18 protein-coding genes are annotated in these 23,636 nt (G+C 60.2%); 11 read left to right on the forward strand and 7 right to left on the reverse strand.

Annotated features, from left to right (window positions below; all coding sequences use genetic code 11):
- Positions 1-21: 21 nt before the first annotated feature.
- From OGM81_08375 to OGM81_08400, 6 genes are all read left to right on the forward strand, one after another.
- Positions 22-1,005, forward strand: coding sequence for an NAD-dependent 4,6-dehydratase LegB (locus tag OGM81_08375; GenBank protein ID UYJ42365.1), 984 nt, complete (start codon positions 22-24; stop codon positions 1,003-1,005).
- 72 nt (positions 1,006-1,077) lie between these two features.
- Positions 1,078-2,694 (forward strand): DUF2142 domain-containing protein, encoded by a 1,617-nt coding sequence (locus tag OGM81_08380; GenBank protein ID UYJ42366.1) that lies wholly within the window; start codon positions 1,078-1,080, stop codon positions 2,692-2,694.
- Between the two features lie 21 nt (positions 2,695-2,715).
- A complete protein-coding gene (locus OGM81_08385) occupies positions 2,716-4,710 on the forward strand; it encodes a hypothetical protein (GenBank protein ID UYJ42367.1) in 1,995 nt (664 codons plus the stop codon).
- The gene (locus OGM81_08390) at positions 4,710-5,357 is read left to right on the forward strand and encodes a hypothetical protein (GenBank protein UYJ42368.1); all 648 of its coding nucleotides are present in this window, start codon (positions 4,710-4,712) and stop codon (positions 5,355-5,357) included. Before OGM81_08385 ends, OGM81_08390 begins: the two co-directional genes overlap by 1 nt.
- A 227-nt stretch (positions 5,358-5,584) precedes the next feature.
- Positions 5,585-7,663, forward strand: coding sequence for a hypothetical protein (locus tag OGM81_08395; GenBank protein UYJ42369.1), 2,079 nt, complete (start codon positions 5,585-5,587; stop codon positions 7,661-7,663).
- Entirely contained in the window at positions 7,660-8,334 is a 675-nt protein-coding gene (locus OGM81_08400; protein UYJ42370.1) for a hypothetical protein, read from the forward strand. The genes OGM81_08395 and OGM81_08400 overlap by 4 nt, the downstream gene beginning before the upstream one ends.
- A gap of 265 nt (positions 8,335-8,599) precedes the next feature.
- Here the strand turns inward: OGM81_08400 and OGM81_08405 are convergent, their stop codons facing one another.
- The 4 genes from OGM81_08405 to OGM81_08420 all read right to left on the reverse strand — a co-directional run bounded on the left by OGM81_08405 (position 8,600) and on the right by OGM81_08420 (position 11,556).
- Complete coding sequence (locus OGM81_08405) at positions 8,600-9,589, reverse strand: glycosyltransferase family 2 protein (GenBank protein ID UYJ42371.1); 990 nt, start codon at positions 9,587-9,589, stop codon at positions 8,600-8,602.
- Between the two features lie 9 nt (positions 9,590-9,598).
- Complete coding sequence (locus OGM81_08410) at positions 9,599-10,000, reverse strand: zinc ribbon domain-containing protein (protein ID UYJ42372.1); 402 nt, start codon at positions 9,998-10,000, stop codon at positions 9,599-9,601.
- A gap of 14 nt (positions 10,001-10,014) precedes the next feature.
- Positions 10,015-10,443, reverse strand: coding sequence for an Lrp/AsnC family transcriptional regulator (locus OGM81_08415; protein UYJ42373.1), 429 nt, complete (start codon positions 10,441-10,443; stop codon positions 10,015-10,017).
- 339 nt (positions 10,444-10,782) lie between these two features.
- Complete coding sequence (locus tag OGM81_08420; protein ID UYJ42374.1) at positions 10,783-11,556, reverse strand: AraC family transcriptional regulator; 774 nt, start codon at positions 11,554-11,556, stop codon at positions 10,783-10,785.
- Positions 11,557-11,686: 130 nt separating this feature from the next.
- Here OGM81_08420 and ugpC point away from each other — a divergent pair, with 130 nt between their 5' ends.
- Positions 11,687-12,799 carry a sn-glycerol-3-phosphate ABC transporter ATP-binding protein UgpC gene (ugpC, locus tag OGM81_08425; protein UYJ42375.1) on the forward strand — a complete coding sequence of 371 codons (1,113 nt, stop codon included), beginning with the start codon at positions 11,687-11,689 and terminating at the stop codon, positions 12,797-12,799.
- Between the two features lie 85 nt (positions 12,800-12,884).
- The gene (locus OGM81_08430) at positions 12,885-14,774 is read left to right on the forward strand and encodes a fructose-specific PTS transporter subunit EIIC (GenBank protein UYJ42376.1); all 1,890 of its coding nucleotides are present in this window, start codon (positions 12,885-12,887) and stop codon (positions 14,772-14,774) included.
- A 100-nt stretch (positions 14,775-14,874) separates the two neighbouring features.
- Here OGM81_08430 and OGM81_08435 read toward each other — a convergent pair whose 3' ends face one another.
- Positions 14,875-15,903 (reverse strand): SpoIID/LytB domain-containing protein, encoded by a 1,029-nt coding sequence (locus OGM81_08435; protein UYJ42377.1) that lies wholly within the window; start codon positions 15,901-15,903, stop codon positions 14,875-14,877.
- A gap of 116 nt (positions 15,904-16,019) precedes the next feature.
- Between OGM81_08435 and OGM81_08440 the strand changes: the two genes are divergently transcribed.
- On the forward strand, positions 16,020-16,841 hold the full coding sequence (locus tag OGM81_08440; protein ID UYJ42378.1) for a hypothetical protein: 822 nt from the start codon (positions 16,020-16,022) through the stop codon (positions 16,839-16,841).
- A gap of 380 nt (positions 16,842-17,221) precedes the next feature.
- On the opposite strand, the gene OGM81_08445 is transcribed toward OGM81_08440, so the two are convergent.
- Entirely contained in the window at positions 17,222-19,588 is a 2,367-nt protein-coding gene (locus OGM81_08445; GenBank protein UYJ42379.1) for an HAD-IC family P-type ATPase, read from the reverse strand.
- A 401-nt stretch (positions 19,589-19,989) separates the two neighbouring features.
- On the reverse strand, positions 19,990-21,111 hold the full coding sequence (prfB, locus tag OGM81_08450; protein ID UYJ42380.1) for a peptide chain release factor 2: 1,122 nt from the start codon (positions 21,109-21,111) through the stop codon (positions 19,990-19,992).
- 363 nt (positions 21,112-21,474) lie between these two features.
- Here prfB and OGM81_08455 point away from each other — a divergent pair, with 363 nt between their 5' ends.
- Together OGM81_08455 and OGM81_08460 are read left to right on the forward strand one after the other, a co-directional pair.
- On the forward strand, positions 21,475-22,512 hold the full coding sequence (locus tag OGM81_08455; protein UYJ42381.1) for a DUF2628 domain-containing protein: 1,038 nt from the start codon (positions 21,475-21,477) through the stop codon (positions 22,510-22,512).
- Positions 22,513-22,597: 85 nt separating this feature from the next.
- Positions 22,598-23,527 carry a sugar phosphate nucleotidyltransferase gene (locus OGM81_08460; protein ID UYJ42382.1) on the forward strand — a complete coding sequence of 310 codons (930 nt, stop codon included), beginning with the start codon at positions 22,598-22,600 and terminating at the stop codon, positions 23,525-23,527.
- Positions 23,528-23,636 lie beyond the last annotated feature (109 nt).

Raw genomic sequence — 23,636 nt, forward strand, 5'->3', positions numbered from 1 at the left:
TATAGAAGTAAGGAGCAAACAATGGCACATACCGTAATGGTTACCGGTGCAGACGGCTTTATTGGCAGCCACCTCACCGAAGAACTTGTCAAGCGCGGCGAAAAAGTTCGCGCCTTCTGCCTGTATAACTCTTTCGGCTCGCTGGGCTGGATCGACACCCTGCCGCCGGAGATCCGCAACGAGATCGACATCTTCATGGGCGACGTGCGTGACCCCAACGGCGTGCGCACCGCCATGCGCGGGCAGGAGCGTGTCTTCCACCTGGCCGCCCTCATCGCAATTCCGTTCTCCTACCACAGCCCGGACAGCTACGTGGACACCAACATCAAGGGCACCCTCAACGTCCTGAACGCCGCCCGCGAGCTGGACACCCAGCGCGTGCTGGTCACCTCCACCAGCGAGGTCTACGGCACAGCTCAGTATGTGCCCATCGACGAAAAGCACCCCTTCCAGGGTCAAAGCCCCTACTCGGCTACTAAAATCGGTGCTGACCGCCTGGCCGAAAGCTTCTACCGCAGCTTCGACCTGCCCGTCACTATCGTGCGCCCCTTCAACACCTACGGCCCGCGCCAGAGCGGCCGCGCCATCATCCCTACCATCATCACCCAGCTGTTGGCGGGCCAGACTGAGATCAAACTCGGCAGCCTGACCCCGACCCGCGACTTCAACTATGTCAAAGACACCGCCAACGGCTTTATGACCATCGCGGACTGCGATGCCGCCATTGGTCAGGAGCTGAACATTGCCACCGGCGTGGAGCACTCCATCGGTGACTTGGCCAACGAGCTGATCGCCCAGATCAACCCCAACGCCAAGATCGTCTGCGAGGCCGAGCGCCTGCGCCCCGAAAAGAGCGAAGTCAACCGCCTGCTGGGCGACTCCACCAAGCTGCGCAACCTGACCGGCTGGGCGCCCCAGTACACCTTTGAGCAGGGCCTTGCCGCTACCATCGAGTTCCTGCGCGGCAACCTGGACCAGTACAAGGTCGGCCAGTATATCCTGTAATCTATGGAAAATTCGTCAAACAAACGCAAATTTTCACCCACCGTATGGCACCCCGCCGCACGGTGGGCTTTCGTGTTGGGGCTGTGCGCCGTGGCGGGCGTCATCGTCAGCTACTACTGGCGTGTCTTTTACGGGCTGGATGCCCGGGGTGTGCCGCCGCTGCAGATCACCGGCCTTTGCGTGGTGCTGGCCCTGGCGGCGGGTGCGGCGGCGCTGCTGCTGCGGCATTGTAAGGACTTCGCCAAGCGGGGGGCTTGCTGCATTTTGCTGTGCGGAGCGCTGTTCGCCTTTGCCAATCCGCCCCTGCAAACGCCCGATGAAACCGACCATTATCTGCGGACCTACGCTATCTCTATGGGCCGCTTTGACTTTGACGCTAAGCGAAGCTACCCCGAGGATGTCAACGAGCTGATGGACGCCTTCCCTGGTGCGTGGGTCAATGCCCACACCTCGGCGGGCCTGGGCACTGACCCTGACACGAACGCCGAGCAGCCCTACAACACCGCAGGCTACGCCTTAAAACAGTATGGCAAAGACGGCCGGGTGGAGAGCATCTGGGATAGCTTTACCCAGTACATCAACTGGGAAAAGCGCGATTCTGCGGCAGATTCCGTCGCCGAACCCATCAGCTTTCTGATTTTGCCGTTCCTGCCCGGGGCACTGGGCATGGCGTTGGCACGGCTGTTTGGGTTTGGCGCGCTGGGCTGCCTGTACGGCGGGCGGCTGATGAACCTGCTGGTCTACACGCTGCTGTGTTACGCGGCGCTGCGCAGCGCCAAAAAGTGCCGCCCGGCGTTCTTGGCCGTGATGCTGCTGCCCATGTCGTTGTACATGGGGGCTTCGTTAAGTTACGATGCGGCGTTGTTGGCGTGCTATTATCTGATGCTGGCGCTGCTGACCTGCCCGGAATGGGACAGCCGCACCGCCGCTGTTTACACGGCCGCCTGCGTGTTTGCCAACGGCACCAAGCCCTACATCAACCTGCTGTGGGTGGTGCTGCCGCTGGTGGTCGTGCGCAGGGGCGAGTGGAAAGCCAGACTCAACCGCGCGTGGTACACCGTGGGCACGCTGGCGGGCGCACTGCTGCTGACCCAAATTGTGGAACAATATGGCACGCTGCTTCGTCATAATTACGGCACTATCGCCCGGCAGGGTGGCAGCACCGTCAACGGCGGGGCACAGCTTTTGTTTGTGCTGAAAAATCCGCTGCGTTATATCGCGGTTTTGTTGGGTACACTCTATGAGAATGATGGTTTCCTGGGCCAGCTGGGGCTTTTCGGCTGGAAGGATATGCCCGTCGCGTTCCTCAACCTGACCGGCCCAATGGTGCTGCTGGCTGCCGCGCTGCTCTGCGCCCCGAAGACGAACGCCTTGGGCCGCCGCCGCAACGGCTGGCTGAGCGTGTTCGCCGCCGTCTACGCTGTGGGCGCCATGACCGCCATGTACATCACCTACACGCCGGTGGGCATGGTGCGCATCGTGGGTCTGCAAACGCGGTACTTCCTGCCCGTCTGGTTGCTGCTGGCTGTGGGCGTGGCGGCGCTGATCCGCCGCGCGTTAAAACCGGCCCTGACCGCCGAAAGGGGAGAGGCCCTGGCCCTGCCGCTGTGCGGCTGGTACGCCTTTGCGGGGGCGGTGCTGCTCTTTCAGCATTACTTTATTGGACCTGTCTACGTCATTTATCAATAACTACAGGGGGTGACTTGTACTGTGCTGACCTTGGCCTGGGGGCTGTTCCTGCTGGTTCTGCTGGCGGGTGCCGGTGCGGTGCTGGCCGCCCTTTTGGATTGTGACGCCGCTTTACTGCCGCTGCCGCTGCTCAGCACCGCCGCGCTGGTGCTGTACCCGTTTGGCATGCTGGGCAATCTGCGCATTGGCGCGGCGGCAGCTGTGCTGCTGTTGGGTGCTGCGGTGGTTGTGGGCGTTGTTCGCCTGCGCCCGGCAGGTGTGGGAACGGCGGTGAAAACCGCCCTGACCCGCCCCGGCTTTGCGCTGTTTTTGGGTGGTGCTGCGTTTATCTGGTGCCTGTTTGCCCTGCACCGGCCCATGTTTACCCAGTGGGACGAGTTCACCGCCTGGGGCCTTGCGCCCAAAATGGTGGTGGAGCGCGCCGCGTTTTATGTGGCCGATCCCGTCAACCTGAAAGCCAGCTTTACCTACCCGGCCACCAGCCTGGTGACGTTCTTGTTCCAGCCCTTTGGTTCGTGGGCTGAGTGGGCCTGCCTGGCCGCGCTGGACACCCTGGCTCTGGCCTGTGTGGCGGCAGCTTCGGCTCTGCCTCGCCCGCAGTGGGCGGGGGGCATCCTTGTGTTCGGGACCGGGTTTGTGCTGCCGTTCTTCTTCTCCAACAATCCGGCGGGCAGCTATGCGCCGCAGTATGCCAACGCCATGGCGGACCTGCCGCTGGCGATGCTGTTTGGCGGGGCACTCTGCCTGTATTATTCTGTAGGGCACCGCAGGCGGGCATTCTGGCTGACGGCTCTGCCGCTGATGCTGCTGACCCTGACGAAAGATATTTGCTTTGCCTACGGGCTGATCGCCGCCTTTTTGATCGGCCTTGACCAGTTGGTCACCGCCGATAAACCAATCAAACAATCGTTCCCGCGTGCGTTTCTGCGCGCTGGCGGCCTGGCCGTCTGCGTGGTGGCCACCTTTGCAAGCTGGAGCCGCTACACCGCCGCCGTGACCCCCACGGTGGACACCGGCGCCAGCGTGGGCAGCGCGGGCTTAAGCTACGGCGCGGTGCTGACGGGCGGCGTAAAGCAGCTGCTGGGCATTGGCCGCGATGACAAGTTTGCGCAAATTATGGCCGCCATGGGGAATGCTTTCTTCACCCGGCGCATCTGCCTGCTGGGCGGCGGCATCATGGCGGTGGCGGTTATTACCATGGTCGCAGCAGCGGCGTTTTTTGCCGCCGAAAAAGGCCCGGCCCGCCGCCGTGTACTGATGGCGCATCTGGCATTCGCGTTCTGCTTCGCCGCGCTGTATGCGTTCCACCTCATTTTGTATTACTACAATTTCTCGGACGTGGAGGGCCTGGCCCTCAAGGACTACGACCGCTATTTAAGCCCCTACTACCAGGCGTGGATGCTGGCTATGCTCTGTCTGCTGGCCCGCAGTGCTGCCGCCCGGTGGAGCCGCTGTGTGCTGGCCTGTGCGGCCGCCGCTGTGGTGGGTATCTTCTGCTGGCGGGGCATCCCGGCGGCAGGCTTCTGGTCGGATGCCGACAGCCTGTACACCCTGCGTGCTGACGTGCAAGACCGCGCTGACACGATGAATACGGTGCTGGATTGGCCCGACCGTGTGCTGGTGCTGAGCCAGGGTGACGACGCCACCCGCTGGTACTACTACCGCTACGAGCTGACGGCCCAGGTGGTCAACGGCTTCGGCGGCTTTTACGGTCGTTTGGGCGAGACCCAGGATCGCTGGGACAGCGACTTTATGAACCTGGTCGAAAGCGAAAATTGGACGCTGTACGACTATAAAGCCGTCTGCGTGCCCGCCACGCTGGTGGCCTATATGCAGGAGAAAGACTGCGATTATCTGCTCATTGACCGTGCCGATGACTACCTGCAGCGGGAGTTCAGCCCCTATTTTGAGGGCGGCTTGACCGCTGACATGCCCGCGACCCTCTACCACTTTGAGGGCGCAGACGCCGCCGTGCCCTTTACGCTGGCCGCGGTGGCAGAAAGCGGGGTGGAATAATGCAGAAAAAAGCGCTCTTCAACCCGCGTCAAACGCTGGTGCTGGCTTACCTGCTGGCGGTGGTGCTGTGGCTGGTGCGCTGCCTGGCGGGCAGTGCCGTGATGCTGAACTACAAAATGCAGGGCAAAATGCCCCAGGTCACGCTGGCACCGGACGAGCTTACCACCGAGAGTTTTGCCGCCTATTCCAGCAACGAGTGGTGGACCGCCCCGGACGACGATCCCAACTGGTATCTTTCTACCGACAGCGACCCCCACATCTACTGGCAGGGGCAGGGTTATATTGAAACAGTGGAGCTGGATGCTGCGCACCGCCTGCCCCCGGGTGGCGTGGCGCTGTACTATCTCAAGCCCGGCCAGACCGACTACACCGAGGCGCAGAAAGTCTACGCCAAAGTCACTGCCTCCGGCGTGTACACGTTCGATCTGGGCGACCAGTGGGTCACGGGCCTGCGCATCGACCCCGACAGCGTAGGCGGCGTGCCGACGCTTTTCACTGGTGTGACGCTGAACCCGGACACCCCGTGGTATCTGCGCTTTATCCCCGCCGCCGGCCAACTGCTGGCACTGCTGTTTGTCCCCGCGTTTGTTGCGGGAGTGTTTTGTTCCTTCTTTGAAAAGAAGGGACCGAAGAAACTTGCAACATAATAAAGCAAAAATAGGGATAAGCGGCATCTGTAGGGGCGCACACTGTGCGCCCGCCAACCTCGCGGCAGTGCAAACACACGCGGGCAAACAATGTTCGCCCCTGCAACCATTCCCTGCCTCGCTTTCCCCGCGTCATCGCAACTTACCCCCAACCACAAAACGGTATTTTATATTAAAATTCTTTTGGTTCCTTTTCTTATAAGAAAAGGAACAGACAAGGATAAGCAATGGAAATTCTCTGCGTAATGGCAGCGCTGGCGGCGCTGTTTTTGGGTAGCGCCGCGCTCACGCTCAAAGCGCGGGTCCCGGCCGGGCTGGCCCCGCTGGTAACGCTGTCCTGCATCGTGGCGGTGCTTACGCTGGCCGGTATGGCCGGGATGCTGTACCCCGCCGCCTGGGCTGTGTACGCCCTGTGTGCGGCAGGCGGCGTGTGGGCGCTGCTGCCGCCGAAAGAGGGAAAAAAGCGCTACTACGCGCAATTGGCAACGCCTGGCAGCGTAATCTTCTGGGCGCTGGCATTGGCCTTTGCCGTGTACTTCTTCGTGCGCCAGCCCATGGCCACGGTGTCCGATGAATTCTCCCTCTGGGCCACCGCCGTCAAAGTCACCAAGGTGGATAACAGCCTGTACTCCACCGCCTCGCTGGGCACGCCCTGGGCGGTGACGCAGAACCCAGGCCTGCCGCTGCTCAGCTACTTTTTCCAGTTCTTTGGCCGGTATGCAGACTGGAAAATCTATCTCGCCTACGATGTATTGTTCTTTGCCGTGTATGCCGCCGTGCTCAGCGTCCTGCCGTGGAAGCAGTGGCGTGTGGCCGTGCCCATGGCTGCGGTGCTGTGGGTCACGCCGTTTTTCTTCACGGTGTACAATCACACCATCTACCTGACTACCGTCTACCTGTCGTCCTACGGCGATATCCCGGCCGGGTTGGTGTTCGGCAGTGCGGTGGCTGTGTGGCTGGCCCTGCGCCAACAGGATGGCCCCCGCTGGGCTGTGCTGCCGGTGCTGGCCCTGGCCGCAAACTTAAAAGCCAATGACTTTGTGCTGTCGCTGGCAGCTGCCGGGCTGATCGCCGTGGACGCCTGGCTGTTCTGTGATGGTAAATTCAAGCAGGGCCTTGCCCGCCGTACAGGCTTTGCCGTGGCCTGCTTTGCCGCGCCCATGGCTGTGTATTATTTGTGGAACGTCTGCTACGTAGGCTGGCTCGTCAGCCGCAACGCCAGCGAGGGCGGTGTCGGTGAGACGACTGCCTCGATGGGTGCAGTGGTCATCAACGGCATCAAGATTCTGCTGGGTCGGCCCGTCACCGGCTTTTTTGCCGAGCGCGAACCCCAGTTCCGCCAGGCGATGGCCGATATGGGCCACCAGTTCTGGACCAGCGACGGCAAACTGGGCATGATCGGTCAGGGCCGCAACATCGTGGTGCTGATTGCCGTTGTGTTTGTGGTGGCACTGGCCACGGCCGGTTCCCGCCGTCTGCGGCTGCGCATCGGCAGCATGGGTGTGCTGTCCGCTGTCTGCTTTTTGGGGTATAACCTCGAACTGGCGCTTAGCTACGGTTTTATCTTTAAGCCGTTCCAGGCGGAGCGGCTGGAAGATTATAACCGTTATATCGAAAGCTATTACATTGGTTGGTTCCTGATGGCGCTGGCTTGTCTGATGATTGCTTTGCAGCCACAGCTGGAGACGGTCAGTAAAGTCAACGGCCCCACGGCTGCTTTTACCACCAGCCGCTATGCCCCCAAGCGCCCGCTGGCGGCGCAGGGCATTGTGTTGCTGCTGGCCGTTGCCATGCTGGTGCGGCAGAATCATATCGTGCTGCCGCAGCTCAGCGTACTGGGCTTTGCGGACAGCGAATTTGCCGACCGCAAGCAGGCTCGTGCCGAGGCCGAGTACGTCTGCGAGAATTTGCAGCCCGACGACCGTGTGTTCTACGTCAGTCAGGGCGATAACGGCGAGGGCTGGTTCAGCGCCGTGTTTGATTTTTACCCGGTGCTGGTAGATTACTCCGGCATTATGTCTGAAATGAACGGCGGTGGCGGTACGTTTGGTCTGCCGGAACTCAAGCCCGACGAGGGCGTAAAAGCAACCTATTATCACGCTTTTACGGCAGATGAACTGGATGCCATCGTGCGCGGCAACGGCTGCACGGTGTTGTACATCCAAAAACTGGACGATATTTTTGTGCAAAGTTACAGCGACCTGTTTACGGATAAATTGGCCGCCGCCCAGGCAGGGGAGACCCTGCTGTACCGCGTGACCGATGCGGGCTATGCCCCGGTGGAAATGCAAGGGGGTGCCGCATGAAACGGTTGAAAACTTTCTTCGCCCGCCGCGGCGCGGTGCCTGCGGCCTGTTACATTTTGGCGGTGGCCGTCTGGCTGGTGCTGAGCCTGGCCCATGCTGGCAGCGATGCCCTGGCCAAGGCCCAGGGGCGCATGACCGAGCAGATCATCCCGGTGCAGAGCTGGCAGTTGGTGGGCCTGGAACCCGCCGAGAAGCAGGCGACAGCGGAGTCGGCCCTGACCCTGACCACCACCAACGGTGACCCGCAGATGATTTTGGAGGATGTCTCCGGCCAGGTGGTGCGCACGCTGAGCTACACGGTAACGTTTGATGGCGACGCCCGTGAGATGTGCCTGTATTACACCACGAAAGTGGGCGAGGATTACAGCCAGGATCGCCGCGTGTTCCCGCAGAACCTTGGCAACGGCCAGTACTTGTACACGCTGCCCCGCACGAGCATTGCGGCATTGCGCCTGGACCCCTGCAGCCCGGACGAGAACAAGACGGTGGATCTGACCTTTGCCTCGGCGACCCTGACCCTGAACGCCGCCTCGACTCTGCCCGCCTGGTGGCAGTACCTTGTCCCCACCTGGTATCAAACCTTCTGCCTCATCCTCTACCCCGCCCTGTGCGCGTCGGCGGTCAGCCTGATTCGTTCCTTCTTTGCAAAGAAGGAACCGAAGAAACTCTAAGGCAATACCGCACAATTCCCGCCTGACGGCTTAAGCACCGCTCCGGCGGCTGCGGCACGGCATCTGCGTTACCAAAATGCTCGATAATACACAAAGTATTATCTGCGCTTTTGGCTTAGCAGCTGCCGCACCTCGCTCGCCGTATCGGCACTTAGAATTATGCGGTATTGCCCTAAACAAAAATGGGAGATACGGTCGCAGACCGTATCTCCCATTTTTAATTTAAAGTTCTTTTGGTTCCTTTTCTTTCAAGAAAAGGGGCAAATCAGGTCACCTTCAGCGCGCGCTGGATGCGGTAGATGAGGTAGCGAAACAGGCCGACAATTAAACTGCACTCGACCCAGATGTAGTTGGGCAGGTTTTTCCAATGGAACTTCGGCTTGTTCAGCTTCGGCAGGGCTACCCAGGCTTCGTGGAAGCCTTTCGCATAATCGTTGCCGAACCCACGGAACCGGAACATCACCACTTTCAGCAGATACCCCAGCACCATCGGGATCAGGTTCAGCAGCATCATCACCAACGGCTGGTTCTTGTAGGGCAGCAGGATGCTGTTCCGTCCGCTCTGGATGCTCTTGAACGGATTGTACCGCACCGCACCCGTTGTGGCACCGCAGATGTGCCGGCACCGCGCCGTTGGGCAATAAACGTTCTTGTAACCAAAGTTGTTCGCGCGCCAGCTCAGGTCCACGTCCTCATAATAGGCAAAAAACAATTCGTCAAAAACGCCGATTTTATCCAAAATGGATTTTCTGTACAGCGCCGCGCCGCCGCATGCACTGAAGATGCGGCAGGGTTTTGTGTATCGGCTTGCCTTCAGGCCGTCGCCGCGCTTGCAGGCAAACCCCAAAATAGTCACGTAATCGCCCGCATCATCGGCAAGTTCCGGCTCGTAAAAGCGCAGCATCAGGCTGCTGACGGCAAAGATCTTGGGGTCGGCCTCAGCAGTGCGGAGCAGTTCCGCCAGCCAGGTCGGCTCGGCAAAGGCGTCGTTGTTGAACAGAGCCATGTACTCGCCTTTGGCAATGGCTATGCCCTGGTTGACGGCGTGGGAAAAACCGGTATTCTCGGCGTTTTCAATCAGGGTGTAGCGGTCGCGGCCGCAATAGCTGCGGGCAATCTCCAGGCTTTCATCCGTGGAGCCATTGTCAATGACGATCAGTTCAAAATCCTGCTCGGTCTGTGCCCAGATGGACTCGATGGAGTCACGCAGCCAGCCTGCACCGTTCAGGTTTGGGATAATGACACTTGCTTTCATACGGCCTCCTTAGCGCAGGGCGTAGTACAGGCTGTGGGAAACGGCCGCCAGGCTCAGCGCACCGATCAAAAACAGCAGCGCAAAGATAACCGCGATGATGAGCGTGCGGACCAGATAAGCACGGGCCAGGCGCTTGCGGGCACTGTCCGGGCCGCCGGAAAAGCTCCACACCAGCATCATGATAAAGCCTACCAGAGGGATGGCAAAGATGACCAGCGTGCCCAGCGTGCTGCCAAAGCCCAGGGCCGGAACATCCTGCTCCGGGGCGTCCTCAGCCGGGTGATACTGCGGGGCGGCAGGCCCGGTGGGGGCTGCTGCTGCGGGGGCGGGCTGGATGTGGGCAGCACCGCATTTGGGGCAGCGGTCTTCGCCGGGATGGGCCAGGCGGCCGCAGTTTTTGCAAAAGTACATAACGTCCTCTTTCGTTAAAATGCCAGATTGCGGTCCAGCTGGGTGTTCAGGATGATCTGGGTGTTGGTGGAACCCATCTTCTGCATCTTGGTCAGCAGATGCTCCAGTGCGTCGATGTCGGTGCAGCTTACCTTAATAATAAAATTGTAACTGCCTGTCACGCGGAAGCACTGCAAGACCTGGGACTCCTGCTCGATCATCGCCAGGAAGCTGGCGCGGGTGGCGGCATCCACCAAAACAGAGATGAGCGCCTCCACACGGGCGGGGGCGCCGGGGTTGCGCAGCACCACTGTGTAGCCGCCGATGATACCCTCCTGCTCCAGCCGATGGATGCGGCTGGACACGGCCGGGCTGGTCAGACTGACCTTCTGTGCAATGTCTTTGACGGGCATACGTGCATTTTCGGATAAAAGTTGTACGATTTTATGGTCTAGATCGTCCATGGGATGACTCCTCTTACAAAGTTTTGTATAATGCGCACAAAAAAATAAAATGAAGAAAAGCGCCGTTGTGAGGTTTGACAAAATAGGAAAAGTGTGATTTTTTCGGCGACAACTAAATATAATTAAGCATTTACTGGTTTATTATAATGTTTTTAAAAACAAATTGCAAGGGGGACGTTTGACAAATTAAGGAAAAAGACTATAATAATAGCTGTAATCAATCAAGCGACGCATCAATATGGCGATGCATAAATTTACGACATTCACTGACCTTTATATACTTTCCCACCCCTCTATGCACAAAAGCCCGCAGATTTTCTGCGGGCTTTTGTGTTTGTATTAAACAAACATCTCTGCACTTCTCGGCGGCAATTTCGGCACCGCCGGCAAGGGCGCGGCTGCCGCCCGCCAGGCGGCAGGGGATACCCCCACCTCCCGTTTAAACACCCGGCACAAATAGTTCGCCCCCGAAAACCCCGTCATCCCGGCAATCATCTCCAAATTGTACTCGTCGCTCAAAAGCAGTGCCTTCACGGCCTCAATGCGCACATTGGTCAGGTACTTCCCAGGCGACACGCCGATCTCCTGCTTGAACGTCCGTACCAGGTGGCTCTTCGTCACGCCCAGCTGTTCGCTCAATTCCTCCACGCCGTACAGTGCCATGTAATTCTGCCGGATGGCCGCCACCGCCTCGGCCACCAGCGGCGGCAGGGGGCGGGCTGTCTCATCCGCCTTGCCCAGGGCGCACAGCAGGCCGTAGGCCAGGGGGGCACTGCCGCAGCCGTGCAGCTGGGCGATCAGCTCCGCCGCGCCGGGACAGGCCGCGCCATCGGCCCAGCAGGGCGTGCCCATACTTAGTAGGTAGGCGTCGGCACACAGGCCGGTCAGCCGCACGGCCACCAGGTGGCAATCGGTCTGCGGCGTCAGCGCCAGCGGGGAGGGACCTAACAGAATATCCCCGCTCTGCCCCGGCCGGGCCAGACCTTCCAACAGGCACTCCCCGCGGGAAAGAACCCCTGCCCACAGCCCGGCGCCAGCCAGTGTGACGGCATCCTTTCCGTCCAGTTCGCGGGTCTCGGCAGCGGTGCAGTAAATTTCTGGGTCAAATATCAATTTCAACACCTCTATATCAATAAAATGCTATTTTCAAACCAATTGTAACCTGTTATTATAGTCTTGTCAAGAAAGACAGCCCCCTCTACCCGGGCTGCAAACCACTGTAAATAACTGGAGGATACGTATTATGGCTTCCATTAGCTGCCGTCACGTTAAGAAAGTTTATCCCGGCAATGTTGTTGCTGTTCCTGATTTCAGCCTCGAGATCGCTGATAAGGAGTTTATCGTTTTCGTCGGTCCTTCCGGCTGCGGTAAGTCTACCACCCTGCGTATGATCGCTGGCCTGGAGGAGATCTCCGGCGGTGAGATGTACATCGGCGACCGCCTGATCAACGATGTTCCCCCGAAAGACCGCGACATCGCCATGGTCTTCCAGAACTACGCTCTGTACCCGCACATGACCGTGTACAAGAACATGGCATTCGGCCTGGAGCTGCGCAAGATGCCCAAGGACGAGATCGACAAGCGCGTCCGTGAGGCTGCTAAAATCCTGGAGATCGAGCACCTGCTCGACCGTAAGCCGAAGGCTCTGTCCGGTGGTCAGCGCCAGCGTGTTGCCCTGGGCCGCGCTATGGTCCGTAACCCGGCCGTCTTCCTGCTCGACGAGCCTCTGTCTAACCTGGATGCTAAGCTGCGTACCAGCATGCGTACCGAGATCATCAAGCTGCACAAGAAGCTGGCTACCACCTTCATCTACGTTACCCATGACCAGACCGAGGCCATGACCATGGGCGACCGCATCGTCGTCATGAAGGACGGCCTGATCCAGCAGGTCGATACCCCGCAGAACCTGTACGACTATCCCTGCAACATCTTCGTCGCAGGCTTCATCGGCAGCCCGCAGATGAACTTCTTGGACGGCACCCTGAAGAAGACCGGCGACCAGTTCACCGTTGATCTGGCCGGCAGCGACATTCCTCTGCCCAAGGAGAAGACCGCCGACGGCAAGCTGGACGCTTACGTTGGCAAGACCCTGAAGGTCGGCATCCGTCCTGAGGACATCAAGGACGACGAGGAATTCCTCGAGAAGCATCCCAACAGCCACATCTCCGCTGAGGTCGAAGTCTCCGAGCTGATGGGCGCTGAGATCTACCTGTACCTGACCTACCAGGGCCAGAACCTGATGGCTCGTGTGGCTCCCACCTCCAAGTCTCGCCGCGGCGACAAGATCGTGGTTGCCATGGATACCAACAAGATTCATCTGTTCGATCCCGAGACCGAGCTGACCCTGCTCAACTAATCCACGTAAACTTTATAAAAGCGGCTCCGTTCTGGCGGGGCCGCTTTTTTCGGATTGTACAAATTTTCCAAAGGGGGACATCCCAATGCACATCACAGATCACCTGCAGCCCTGCTGCGTGGCGCTGCGCCAACAGGCGGATTCTCTGCCTGCGGCGATCCACCAACTGGTGGAATTGGTGCAGAAAAGCGGCTGCCTGACCGACACCGTACAATTTGAACAGGATGTCCTGGAACGTGAAAAAATGGGCGGCATCTGCATGGGACGTGGGCTGGCCATCCCCCACGCCAAAAGCGCAGGGGTGGCCCATGCCGAGCTGGCCGCCTTAACGCTGGACCCGCCGCTGCCCTGCGATACGCCGGACGGCGAGCCGGTGCGGCTGCTGTTTTTGATCGCTGCACCGGCAGATGCCAACGACCTGCATGTGCAGATGCTGGCGGGCCTGGCCACCCTGCTGCTGGATGAGGGAGTCTGCCGGCAGATGCTGGATGCCCCCACGCCAACGGCTTTTTGCAGCCTGATCGCCCGGCACGAGGATCCCGCTCCGCCGCCTGCAGAGGAGAGCCCTGCCGCTGAGACGCCGCCGCCCCCGGCCCAGTACCGGCTGCTGGCGGTTACGGCCTGCCCCATGGGCGTGGCCCACACCTACCTGGCGGCCGAGGCCCTGCGCAAAGCGGCGCAGGAGCGGGGTGTGACCATCAAAGTGGAGACCAACGGCGCGGTGGGCGTGAACGACGAGCTGGAAAGCGACGAGATCGCCGCCGCAGACTGCATCATCATTGCCGCCGACAAGGGCGTGTCGATGGCGCGGTTCGTAGGCAAGCGTCTGGTGACAGTCTCGGCCGGTGACGCGGTGCGCAATGCTGACGCCGTGCTGAACAAGGCGCTGAACAGCAAGGTGCCCGTCTACCGCGGCGGCAACGCCTTCCGCACCAGCGATTGGCGAGAGCTGGGCCGCGAAACGTACCGCCACCTGATGAACGGCATCTCCTACATGATTCCCTTTGTGGTGGTGGGCGGCGTCATGATCGCCCTGTCGCTGCTTTTGGCGCAGATGGGCCTGGCGCAAAAATATTGCGACCTGCTGAATAATATCGGCAAAGAGGCCTTTGTGCTGATCTACCCGGTGCTGGCGGCGTCCATTGCGGTCAGCATCGGCGACGCCCCGGCGTTCATGCCGGGCCTGATGGGCGGCTACATGGCTCAGCTGGGCACCACGGCGGGCAATAAGCTCAGCTGGGTGTCCTCCGGGTTCTGGGGTGCGCTGATTGCCGGTTTTGCGGCAGGCCTGCTGGTGCGTTTTTTGAACGGGCTGGGCAAAAAAATACCGGAAAACCTGCAGCAGGTGCGCAGCAGTTTTTTAACGCCGCTGCTCAGTTTGCTGGGCATTGCGGCGCTGATGGCGCTGGCGGTCAACCCGCCGCTGGGACGCTTTAACCAAAAGCTGTACCGTGCGCTGGATTCGATGCGCGGCGGCAGCCGTCTGACGGTGGGCGCTGTGCTGGGTGCGCTGATGGCCACCGACTATGGCGGGCCCATCAACAAGGCCGCCTATCTGACTGGCACGCTGGCGTTGGTCAGCGATCAGCTGGACATTATGGCGGCGGTCATGATCGGCGGCATGGTGCCGCCCATCGGCGTGGCGCTGGCCTGCCTGCTGTTCCCGCATCGCTTCACCAGGGAGGAGCGTCGCACCGCGCCGCAAAACCTGCTGATGGGGGCATCCTTTGTAACCGAGGGTGCGCTGCCCTTTGCGCTGCGTGATCCGCTGCGCGTGGTGCCCGCCTGCATGGCAGGCAGCAGCTTGGCCGGTGCGCTGGCTGTGCAGTTTGGCTGCCGCTGCCCGGCCCCTCACGGCGGGTTGTTCCTCATCGCGGTGATCGATAACCCCATCGGATTTTTGGTTGCTCTGCTGTGCGGCAGTTTGCTGACGGCGCTCATCATGGGCGTACTGAAAAAGCCGGTGAAGGGGTAAGAGGGCGGCTGATTTTGTAGGGGGGCGATGCTTGCATCCGCCCCTACAATGCACGGCTGAATTTTCAGGGATGCGCTTTCCACGGCGCATCCCTTTTGCTTTACTCAACTACTTCGCACCCGGGGAAATAATAGGTCAAAATTTCCCGCCAATCGGCGCCGCCTTCGGCCATGGATTGGGCGCCGTGCTGGCTCAGGCCCACGCAATGGCCGTAGCCGCGGGTGGTAAAGGTGAATGTGCCGTCGGCGTACTGCACGGCAAAACAGGTCGAACGCAGGGCCAGTGCCCGCCGCAGCCGCGTGCCGGAAAAAGCTTCTCCGCAGACGGACATCGAAGCTACATATCCGGCCTCGTCCAACTGCGCCGCGCCAAACCAGGCGGCGGGGGCGGTGTCAGCCAGTGTCTCCGGCTCCAAACCAAGGCCCTGCAAAATGGCATCCACCTGCTCGCAGCTGTAGGTGATGGTCGTCTCGTAGCCGTCGGCCGTCTTGTCCCAGGGGGAGGCCACTCCCTGCAGGTAGGGCAGGGCCGAGGTCCACACGTTCTGGCTGGCCTCGGTCACGCCGTTGCTGATGCTGTGGTAGCAGGCGGCGGCCGGTGCACCGCCATAGCACAGCAATGCCCCGGCGGCTCTGTCCGCCAGCGCGGCAAAGCGGCTGTAGTAGGCAGTGAAATCATCGCCCCAGCGCGCTTTCAATACCTCGGTATCCGTCCACCCGGCGCAGAGGGCTGAATTGACCTGCATCGGCGCCCCCAGCGCCAGTGCATAGCTGTGGCTGGCCACCATCTGGGCCAGCAGGGTGTCGTCGTTCCAGGTCGGCGGCATCTCGCAGGCGGCGGCACCGATGAGAAAGTCCCGCACGCTCACTACCCGGTTGGTTCCGGTGTCGGCGTCATACAGGGTGATGTCCGCCGCTGCCAGCGCGGCATTAGGGACGGTGGTACCGTTTTGAGTATTGCTGGGCGGCATCGTGGGCAAAGGCTGCGGTGTGGCAGCGGGGGAGAGATCGTCCGCCTGGACAGAATCCGTTGGGGGTGTGGGCGCGGCAGGCGGTACCAGCAGCGCAGCAAAAGGTGCAGCCGCCGCCAGAAGGGCAAAAGCGAAAACGGCAAGGGATGATTTTTTCATAGATGGGCACTCCATGCTTGCAATTTGGGGCGCGTGGCGGTACAATGTTTTGTATCCAGCGCTTGTACATTCTATGAAACAAGCCTGCCATCTTATGAAACAACGGGGGAAGACCCATGCAAAATAAACGATTCTATGCGGTTCTTGTGCTGGCTGCCGGCATCGTGCTGGCGGCGCTGCATGTAGCGGACCTGCTGCAGTGGATGGATGCTTCCACCGGCTTTGCGCTGCAAGCCTCGGTGTGGGCGCGGTATCTGCCCTGGCTGGCGGCGCTGGCGCTGCCCTACCTGCCTGCCCGGCGGGTGGCTACCCAGCCCACAGAGCTAACCGACACCAACCTGCCCCTGGGCTGCTGCATGTTGATGACAGGCGCGCTGCTGCTGGGCAGCGGTCTGCTGTCGGTGTCCTCGGCCCAAACGATCTCCGCCTACCCGGAACTGTACGCCACCACCCCAGCCTGGACCGCCTGGGCGGATGTCATCACGCCGGTGCTGGCAGGTGCATGGCTGCTGGTGTACGGCTGGCGCGCCCTGACCGGCTTTGGCGTGCGCCGCCAGAAATTGGGCGGCGCACTGCCGGGCCTGGTGCTGCCGCTGGCTTTTTTATGGCGGTTGGTGTGGCGGTTCCAGTTTGTGCCTGCCTCGCTGGGGCGCATCCCCTGCACGCTGCGGGTACTCAGTGCTGTGGCGGCGCTGCTGTTTGCGGTGGTGCTGCTTAAAGTGTTTTTGACGCCGGGCCTGCCCTGCGGTCACACGCTGTTTGCCGCTGGGGCCGGGTGTTTTCTGCTGTGCACCTGCATCGAGCTGCCACAAACGCTGTTTGAGGCTTTCAATGGTATGCTGACCATGCCTGATCTGCTGACCGGCCTGGCCATGGGTGTGTTTGGCCTGTGCGGCCTGGCCTGTACCTGGGCCGCCGCCGGGGAAGAAACGGAATAAAGGCAACACCGCACAATTCCCGCCTAACGGCTTAAGCACCGCTCCGGCGGCTGCGGCACGGCATCTGCTAATCCAAAATGCTCGATAATACACAAAGTATTATCTGCGCTTTTGGCTTAGCATCTGCCGCACCTCGCTCGCCGTATCGGCACTTAGAATTATGCGGTATTGCCTAAATATTGTAAATAGGAAAACCCGCGCTCTCGGCATTGCCGGAAAGCGCGGGTTTTATGTTGTGTGGCGGGCGGACGATGTTTTTGACCCCTCTGGGAGGGGGCTCCCGCGAAGCAGGTAGGGAGAGCTTTGGATGGAAGGCTCTCTCCCTCCGTCTGCGCTTACGCGCAGATGCCTTCCTCTGTGAGGGAGGCTTTTAGTTGACGTTATGATTCTCTCCTTCGCCGCACCTTATCCTGTACCTCGCCTACGGCGCCGTGGATGCGGGTATTCAGCAGGCTTACGCCAAACAGCGTCGGCCCGGCCAGGCCAAGCAGGGCCACCAGCACCAGCGTGCCGCCCAGATCCAGCTTGACCAGCCCCAGCCAGGGGGCCAGCAGCAACGCGCCGCCGTAGCCGATGACTGCCATCGCTCCCCAAAGTACCCAGTGCCAGGTGTTGAACGGGCGGCAGACGCCCCACAGTACCATCAGGCCCACTGTCAGCACCACGATCGTACTGATGGTGCCCAGGTAATCGCTGGACAGGCCAAAGGCAAAGCAGAACCCCTGCGCCAAAAATACCAGTAAAAAATCGGTTATGCCGCCGGGCAGCGCCGCCCGCAGCACGTTGGAGATAAACCGCCCGTGCACCCGCTCGTGATTCGGCTCCAGCGCCAGAAAAAACGCTGGTGTACCGATGGTTGCGGCGCCGAGCAGCGACAGCTGCAGCGGCAAAAACGGATAAGTCAGCGGCAGCACCAGCGATACGACGCTGAGCAGCACCGAGAAGATGTTTTTGACCAAAAACAGCGACGCCGACCGCTGGATGTTGTTGATGACACGGCGTCCTTCGGCCACTACATGGGGCAGCGCACCGAAGTCCGAATCCAGCAGCACCAGCTGTGCCACCTGGCTGGCGGCCTGCGCACCCGATGCCATGGCAATGCCGCAGTCGGCATCTTTCAACGCCAGAACGTCGTTTACACCATCGCCGGTCATGGCCACTGTATGTCCCTGCTTTTGCAGGGCGTGTACCAGCTTGCGCTTTTGCTCCGGCGTTACACGGCCGAATACCGTGCAGTGGGCGGCGGCTTTTTCCAACTCACGGTCGTTTTTCAAGGCTACCGCGTCTACCCACTGGTCAGCCCCGCGGATGCCCGCCTGGGCGGCTACATGGCTGACGGCCCGCGGGTCGTCGCCGGAAATCACTTTCACGTCCACGCCCTGACGCGCAAAGTAGGCAAAGGTCTCCGGCGCGCTCTCCCGGATGCGGTTTTGCAGCGGCAGCAATGCCAAAAACTCCAGCGTGTCTGGGTCCAGCCGGGCAGGCGGTTCGGGCAGTTCGCCCTTACAGCGGGCCAGCAGCAGCACGCGCCGCCCCTGGGCCAGCAGCGGGTCCAGTACGGGGCGCAGCTCTGCCAGACGGGCACCGGCCAAAATATCCGGTGCCCCTACGACATAACTGCCCTGCGCCCCAAAGCTTTTGGCGCTGTATTTGTAGGCCGTGTTAAAGGGGATGCTGCGGGCGGCAAACCAAGAGCTGCCACCCTGGCCGAATTTCTCGCACAGGGCACGGGCGGTGTCGTTGTCTGGCTCCTCACCGCTGTAAAAGGCGGTTAAAATGTCGGTGACAGGCGCGTTTTCATTAAGCAAAACCGGCTCGTCCGCCTGCATTGTGCTCTCGGTAATGGTGCCGGTCTTGTCTACGCACAGCACATCCACCCGGGCCAGCGTTTCAATGCAGTTCATGTCCTGAGTCAGCACCCGGCGGCGGGCCAGCCGCATCATGCCCACGGCCAAGGCCACGCTGGTCAGCAGGTACAGGCCCTCGGGGATCATACCGATCAGCGCCGCCACGGTGGTCTCCACGCTGCCGCGCATGGCCACGCCCAGCTGCCAGTGCTGCTTGTACAGAAGCGCCGCGCCGATGGGTACCAGCGCGATGCCGATGGCCCGGATCAGCTTGTCCAGGCTGCGCATCATCTCGCCCTTGACCACCTTGTGGCCGTCGGCCTTGGCCTCGGTAGCCAGTTTGGCGGCGTAGCTTTCGGCACCCACTTTGGTCAGCCGCGCCACGCAGTGCCCGGCGGCCAAAAAGCTGCCGGAACGCAGCCCGTCCCCTGGATTTTTGGCGATGGGACGCGCTTCACCGGTCAGCAGACTTTCGTTGGCCTGGGCGGTGCCGTCCAGTACCACGGCATCGGCGGCAATCTGCTCGCCCGCGCGGATCTCCACCACATCGTCCTGCACCAATTCATCTGAGAGCAGCTCCACCCACTGTCCGTCCCGCAGGCAGCGCACCTTGTGGGCGGAGACAAGGGTCAGCTCGTCGATGGTCTTTTTGGCGCGCAGCTGTTGGATAATGCCGATGAGGGTGTTCCAGAACACGATACCCAGAAACCCCATGTTCAGCCAGGAACCAACGGACAGCAGCATGAGCGCCAGCACCAGAAACACGAGGTTGAAGTAGGTACAGATATTGTCCCGCACGATCTCCACGGTGGTTTTGGTGGGGGAGCGGGGCGGGCAGTTGGTCAGCCCTGCTGCGCGGCGGCTTTCCACCTCCGCCGCCGTCAGGCCGTGAATGGGCATACGAATGACCTCCTTGTTCCTTTTCTTATAAGAAAGGAAACCAAAAGAATTTTTAAGGCAATACCGCATAATTCTAAGTGCCGATACGGCGAGCGAGGTGCGGCAACTGCTAAGCCAAAAGCGCAGATAATACTGGATGTCTTATCGAGCATTTTGGCAACGCAGATGCCGTGCCGCAGCCGCCGGAGCGGTGCTTGAGCCGTTAGGCGGGAATTGTGCGGTGGTGCCTTAATACAAATACCGTTGCGGATGCAGGCCAAGCCGCGCCGGCGCGGGTACGGGGATATGATCGCAACGCTATTGGTTTAGTATACCCGCTGATTGTGAATAAAGCATGGCAAAACACAAAAAACGGTACACACCGCAAAGTGTGTACCGTTTTGAGTTTGCGGAAAAGAGAATTACACCTCTTCCAGTTCCCCGCGGGAGCTGGCTTTCAGGTAGGCGTAGATGAACCCGTCCAGGTCGCCGTCCATGACAGCCTGTACGTTGCCGCTTTCAAAGTTGGTGCGGTGATCCTTGACCAGCGTGTAGGGCATAAAGACGTAGCTACGGATCTGGTGGCCCCAGGCGATCTCGTTCTGCACGCCCTTGATGTCGTCGATCTTGTCCTTATGCTGCTGCAGCGCGATCTGGTACAGCTTGGCCTTCATCATTTCCATAGCGTACTCGCGGTTCTGCAGCTGGCTGCGCTGGGTCTGGCAGCTGGTCACGATGCCGGTGGGCTTGTGGATCAGACGGACGGCGGAGGAAGTCTTGTTGATGTGCTGGCCGCCGGCACCGGAGGAACGGTAGACCTGCATCTCAATGTCGGCCGGGTTGATCTCGATGTTGATGTTGTTGTCCAGCTCGGGCATAACTTCCAGGCTGGAGAAGCTGGTCTGGCGGCGGGCCTGAGAGTCGAACGGGCTGACGCGCACCAGGCGGTGGACGCCGTGCTCACTCTTGAGCATGCCGTAGGCGTTGGCGCCCTTGACCATCATCGAGGCGGACTTGATGCCGGCTTCGTCGCCGTCCAGCACGTCCAGCACCTCCACGCTGTAACCGTGGGCTTCGGCCCAGCGGGTGTACATGCGCATCAGCATTTCGGCCCAGTCCTGGGCCTCGGTGCCGCCGGTGCCGGCGTGGAAGGTCAGGATGGCGTTGCTGTGGTCGTACTCGCCGTTCAGCATCGTCATCAGCTGCAGCTCGTCGATGGATTTTTCCACACCTTCCACGGCTTCCTCGCCCTCAGCGGCCAGGGCCGGATCATTCTCTTCCTCGATCATCTCCAGCAGGGTCTCGGCTTCCTCGTACTGGGTCTTCAGCTTGCCGAAGCGCTCCAGTTTGTTTTTCACTTCGCCCATCTCGCTGATGATCTTCTGGCTGCGGGCCTGGTCATCGTAAAAGCCGGGCAGAGTCATCTGATGCTCCAGCTCGGCCAGACGCTTCTCGCTGGCTTCGATAGAAAGTGCATCGCGCAGGTCATCTACAGAGGTTTTCATCCCCCCGAGTTTTGCTTTTAATTCGTCAATGGTGATCATATCGTTACCCCTCGGTTTTGTCAGGTTGGCATAAAACTACATAATAATAGTATAAACCAAATAAGGGGCGTTGTAAAGAGGGATTTCGGAGGTTGGGCAGGATGGCATAAAAGGCCCTCTCTGAGAGGCGGCTCCCGCGGAGCGGGTGGGGGAGAGATCCTGAAATAAAGAAACGGTAAAGAGATCGTCTCTCCCTCCGCCCCTTCGGGGCACCACCCTCGCAGAGGGAGGCATTACGCAGGGCAGTTAGCCATAACTATTAGCAATATCCGCCCCAAAACTGCTAAACTTCATAAAAAGTTCTTTGCATTTATCTTATTGGTGCGGTATAATGTCTTTATGTTACTGGGAGGATAAAATTTCATGGCACGTTACACTGGCAACCACTGTCCTGTTTGTGAACAGGAATTTACGGATAATGACGATATTGTCGTCTGCCCCGATTGCGGCACCCCCTACCACCGGGCCTGCTGGCAGAAGGTCGGCGCCTGCATGCACCAGTCCGAGCATGCGGCCGGGTTTGAATGGAAACCCGAAGTTGGCGCGGGTGCGGCCGAAGCCGCTCATGCGGCGACCTGCCCCAACTGTGGCACCCACAACACCCCCGGCGCGGTGCGGTGTAGCCATTGCGGCTGCCCGCTGCCCAAAGCAGGCGAGGAAGCCTCCGGCGCGGCTCCGCAAAAACCGCAGGATCAGGGTCCCATCTACGCCCGCAACCCCGGCGATGTAAACCCTGGCGGTGCCCCCCGCAATGACCGCGCTGCCCCCGGCCCCCACATCGACACCTACTCCGCAGGCCCGGACGGCATCCAGCGGCGGGAGATCGGCCCCGAGGACCCCATCGAGGGCATCAAGGCCAAGGACTGGGCCGCCTTTGTGGGCCGCAGCCCGATGTACTACCTGATGCAGTTTTTCCGCATGAGCGAGACAAAGCAGAAAGTCACCCTTTCGCTCTCGGCGTTTCTGTTTGGCCCGGCCTACCTGTTCTACCGCAAAATGTGGAAGCAGGGCCTGCTGGCCACGCTGGTCATGGTCGTGCTGAGCATCCCCGGCTTTATGTCGATCATTGCCACCTTCAACCCCACTTTCTTCGGCAGCCTGCCGCTTGGCTGGCTGCCCGCCGCCTACACCATCGGCGAGATCGGCATCTGGGCGTTCAAGGTGATTTTGGGCATGTTTGCCGTGTCATGGTACCACGACAGTAGCAAGGCGCAGATCGAGGAGATCTACATGGCATGCCCCGAGGGCGACGGCCGCACCGAGCTGCTGGTCCAGCGCGGCGGCACCAATTTGCTGGCGGCGCTGCTCTACTTTGGCATTATGTGCCTGCTGCAGGTGGCCATCCTCTACATGGCAGGCCCCAGCGCGATTCAGTATCTTATGACCATGGCGGGTGCATAAACTGCCCGCAGGATGTTGAAAAGTAAGGAAGATAAAAGGTTACAACGCCGGGTACGCACCCCAGCGATAATTTAGGAGGAAACTCATGAAAACAGCTCTGGTTATTATGGCGGCCGGTATCGGCTCCCGTTTCGGCGGCGGCATCAAACAGCTGGCCGCAGTCGGCCCCAACGGCGAGATCATCATGGATTACTCGATCCACGACGCCATCGAAGCTGGCTTTGACAAGATCGTCTTTATCATCCGCCACGATATCGAGGAAGCCTTTAAAGAGGCCATCGGAGACCGCATCGAGAAGATCTGCGCCGACCTGGGTGTCGAGATCGACTATGCGTTTCAGGCACTGGAAAATGTGCCCGAGGGTTACAGTGTGCCCGAGGGCCGCTCCAAACCCTGGGGCACCGGCCAGGCCGTGCTGGCCTGCAAGGGCATCATCAAGGAGCCGTTCGCCGTCATCAACGCCGACGACTACTACGGTAAGGAAGCTTTTGTGCAGCTGCACAGCTTCTTGCAGGGATACACCCCCGCCGAGCCGGGCAAGCTGAGCATGGCCGGTTTCGTGCTGAAAAACACCCTGAGCGATAACGGCGCTGTCACCCGCGGTATCTGCCAGATGAACGACCAGCATTACCTGACCGGCGTGCTGGAGACCAGCGGCATTGAGAAAACTGCCGAGGGTGCAGCTGCCGGCGGCAAGACCATCGACGTTGAGAGCCTTGTCTCGATGAATATGTGGGGCCTGACGCCTGAGTTCGTCGACCTGCTGGACGCCGGCTTTGTGGAGTTCTTCGAGAAAGCCGCCCCCGCCAACCCGCTGAAAGCCGAGTATCTGCTGCCCATCTACATCGACGAGCTGCTGCACGCCGACAAGGTCAGCGTTAAGGTCCTGCCTACCCACGATAAATGGTTTGGCGTCACCTATGCTGAGGACAAGCAAATCGTCATTGACAGCTTCGCCAAGCTCGTCGCCGACGGTGTGTATGAAAAAGACCTGTTCAGCGACCTGAAAAAGTAAGCTGTAAATCATACCCCACCCAGCCACCCGGTTAGCCCGGGCGGCTGCTTTTATTGATAAGACGTGGAAAACCGCGTATACTGTGTAGTGGATAAATCGGTGCTTGCGG

The sequence above is a fragment of the Oscillospiraceae bacterium genome (genome assembly GCA_025758045.1).
In the GTDB taxonomy this organism is placed as follows: Bacteria; Bacillota; Clostridia; order Oscillospirales; family Ruminococcaceae; genus Gemmiger.

What these genes read in the sequence shown, in the direction of transcription:
- OGM81_08375 (UYJ42365.1), top strand. Translation starts at nt 22, where the DNA reads ATGGCACATACCGTAATGGTTACCGGTGCAGACGGCTTTATTGGCAGC.
- OGM81_08390 (UYJ42368.1), top strand. Translation starts at nt 4,710, where the DNA reads ATGCAGAAAAAAGCGCTCTTCAACCCGCGTCAAACGCTGGTGCTGGCT.
- OGM81_08395 (UYJ42369.1), top strand. Translation starts at nt 5,585, where the DNA reads ATGGAAATTCTCTGCGTAATGGCAGCGCTGGCGGCGCTGTTTTTGGGT.
- OGM81_08400 (UYJ42370.1), top strand. Translation starts at nt 7,660, where the DNA reads ATGAAACGGTTGAAAACTTTCTTCGCCCGCCGCGGCGCGGTGCCTGCG.
- OGM81_08405 (UYJ42371.1), bottom strand. Translation starts at nt 9,589, where the DNA reads ATGAAAGCAAGTGTCATTATCCCAAACCTGAACGGTGCAGGCTGGCTG.
- OGM81_08410 (UYJ42372.1), bottom strand. Translation starts at nt 10,000, where the DNA reads ATGTACTTTTGCAAAAACTGCGGCCGCCTGGCCCATCCCGGCGAAGAC.
- OGM81_08415 (UYJ42373.1), bottom strand. Translation starts at nt 10,443, where the DNA reads ATGGACGATCTAGACCATAAAATCGTACAACTTTTATCCGAAAATGCA.
- ugpC (UYJ42375.1), top strand. Translation starts at nt 11,687, where the DNA reads ATGGCTTCCATTAGCTGCCGTCACGTTAAGAAAGTTTATCCCGGCAAT.
- OGM81_08430 (UYJ42376.1), top strand. Translation starts at nt 12,885, where the DNA reads ATGCACATCACAGATCACCTGCAGCCCTGCTGCGTGGCGCTGCGCCAA.
- OGM81_08435 (UYJ42377.1), bottom strand. Translation starts at nt 15,903, where the DNA reads ATGAAAAAATCATCCCTTGCCGTTTTCGCTTTTGCCCTTCTGGCGGCG.
- OGM81_08440 (UYJ42378.1), top strand. Translation starts at nt 16,020, where the DNA reads ATGCAAAATAAACGATTCTATGCGGTTCTTGTGCTGGCTGCCGGCATC.
- OGM81_08445 (UYJ42379.1), bottom strand. Translation starts at nt 19,588, where the DNA reads ATGCCCATTCACGGCCTGACGGCGGCGGAGGTGGAAAGCCGCCGCGCA.
- prfB (UYJ42380.1), bottom strand. Translation starts at nt 21,111, where the DNA reads ATGATCACCATTGACGAATTAAAAGCAAAACTCGGGGGGATGAAAACC.
- OGM81_08455 (UYJ42381.1), top strand. Translation starts at nt 21,475, where the DNA reads ATGGCACGTTACACTGGCAACCACTGTCCTGTTTGTGAACAGGAATTT.
- OGM81_08460 (UYJ42382.1), top strand. Translation starts at nt 22,598, where the DNA reads ATGAAAACAGCTCTGGTTATTATGGCGGCCGGTATCGGCTCCCGTTTC.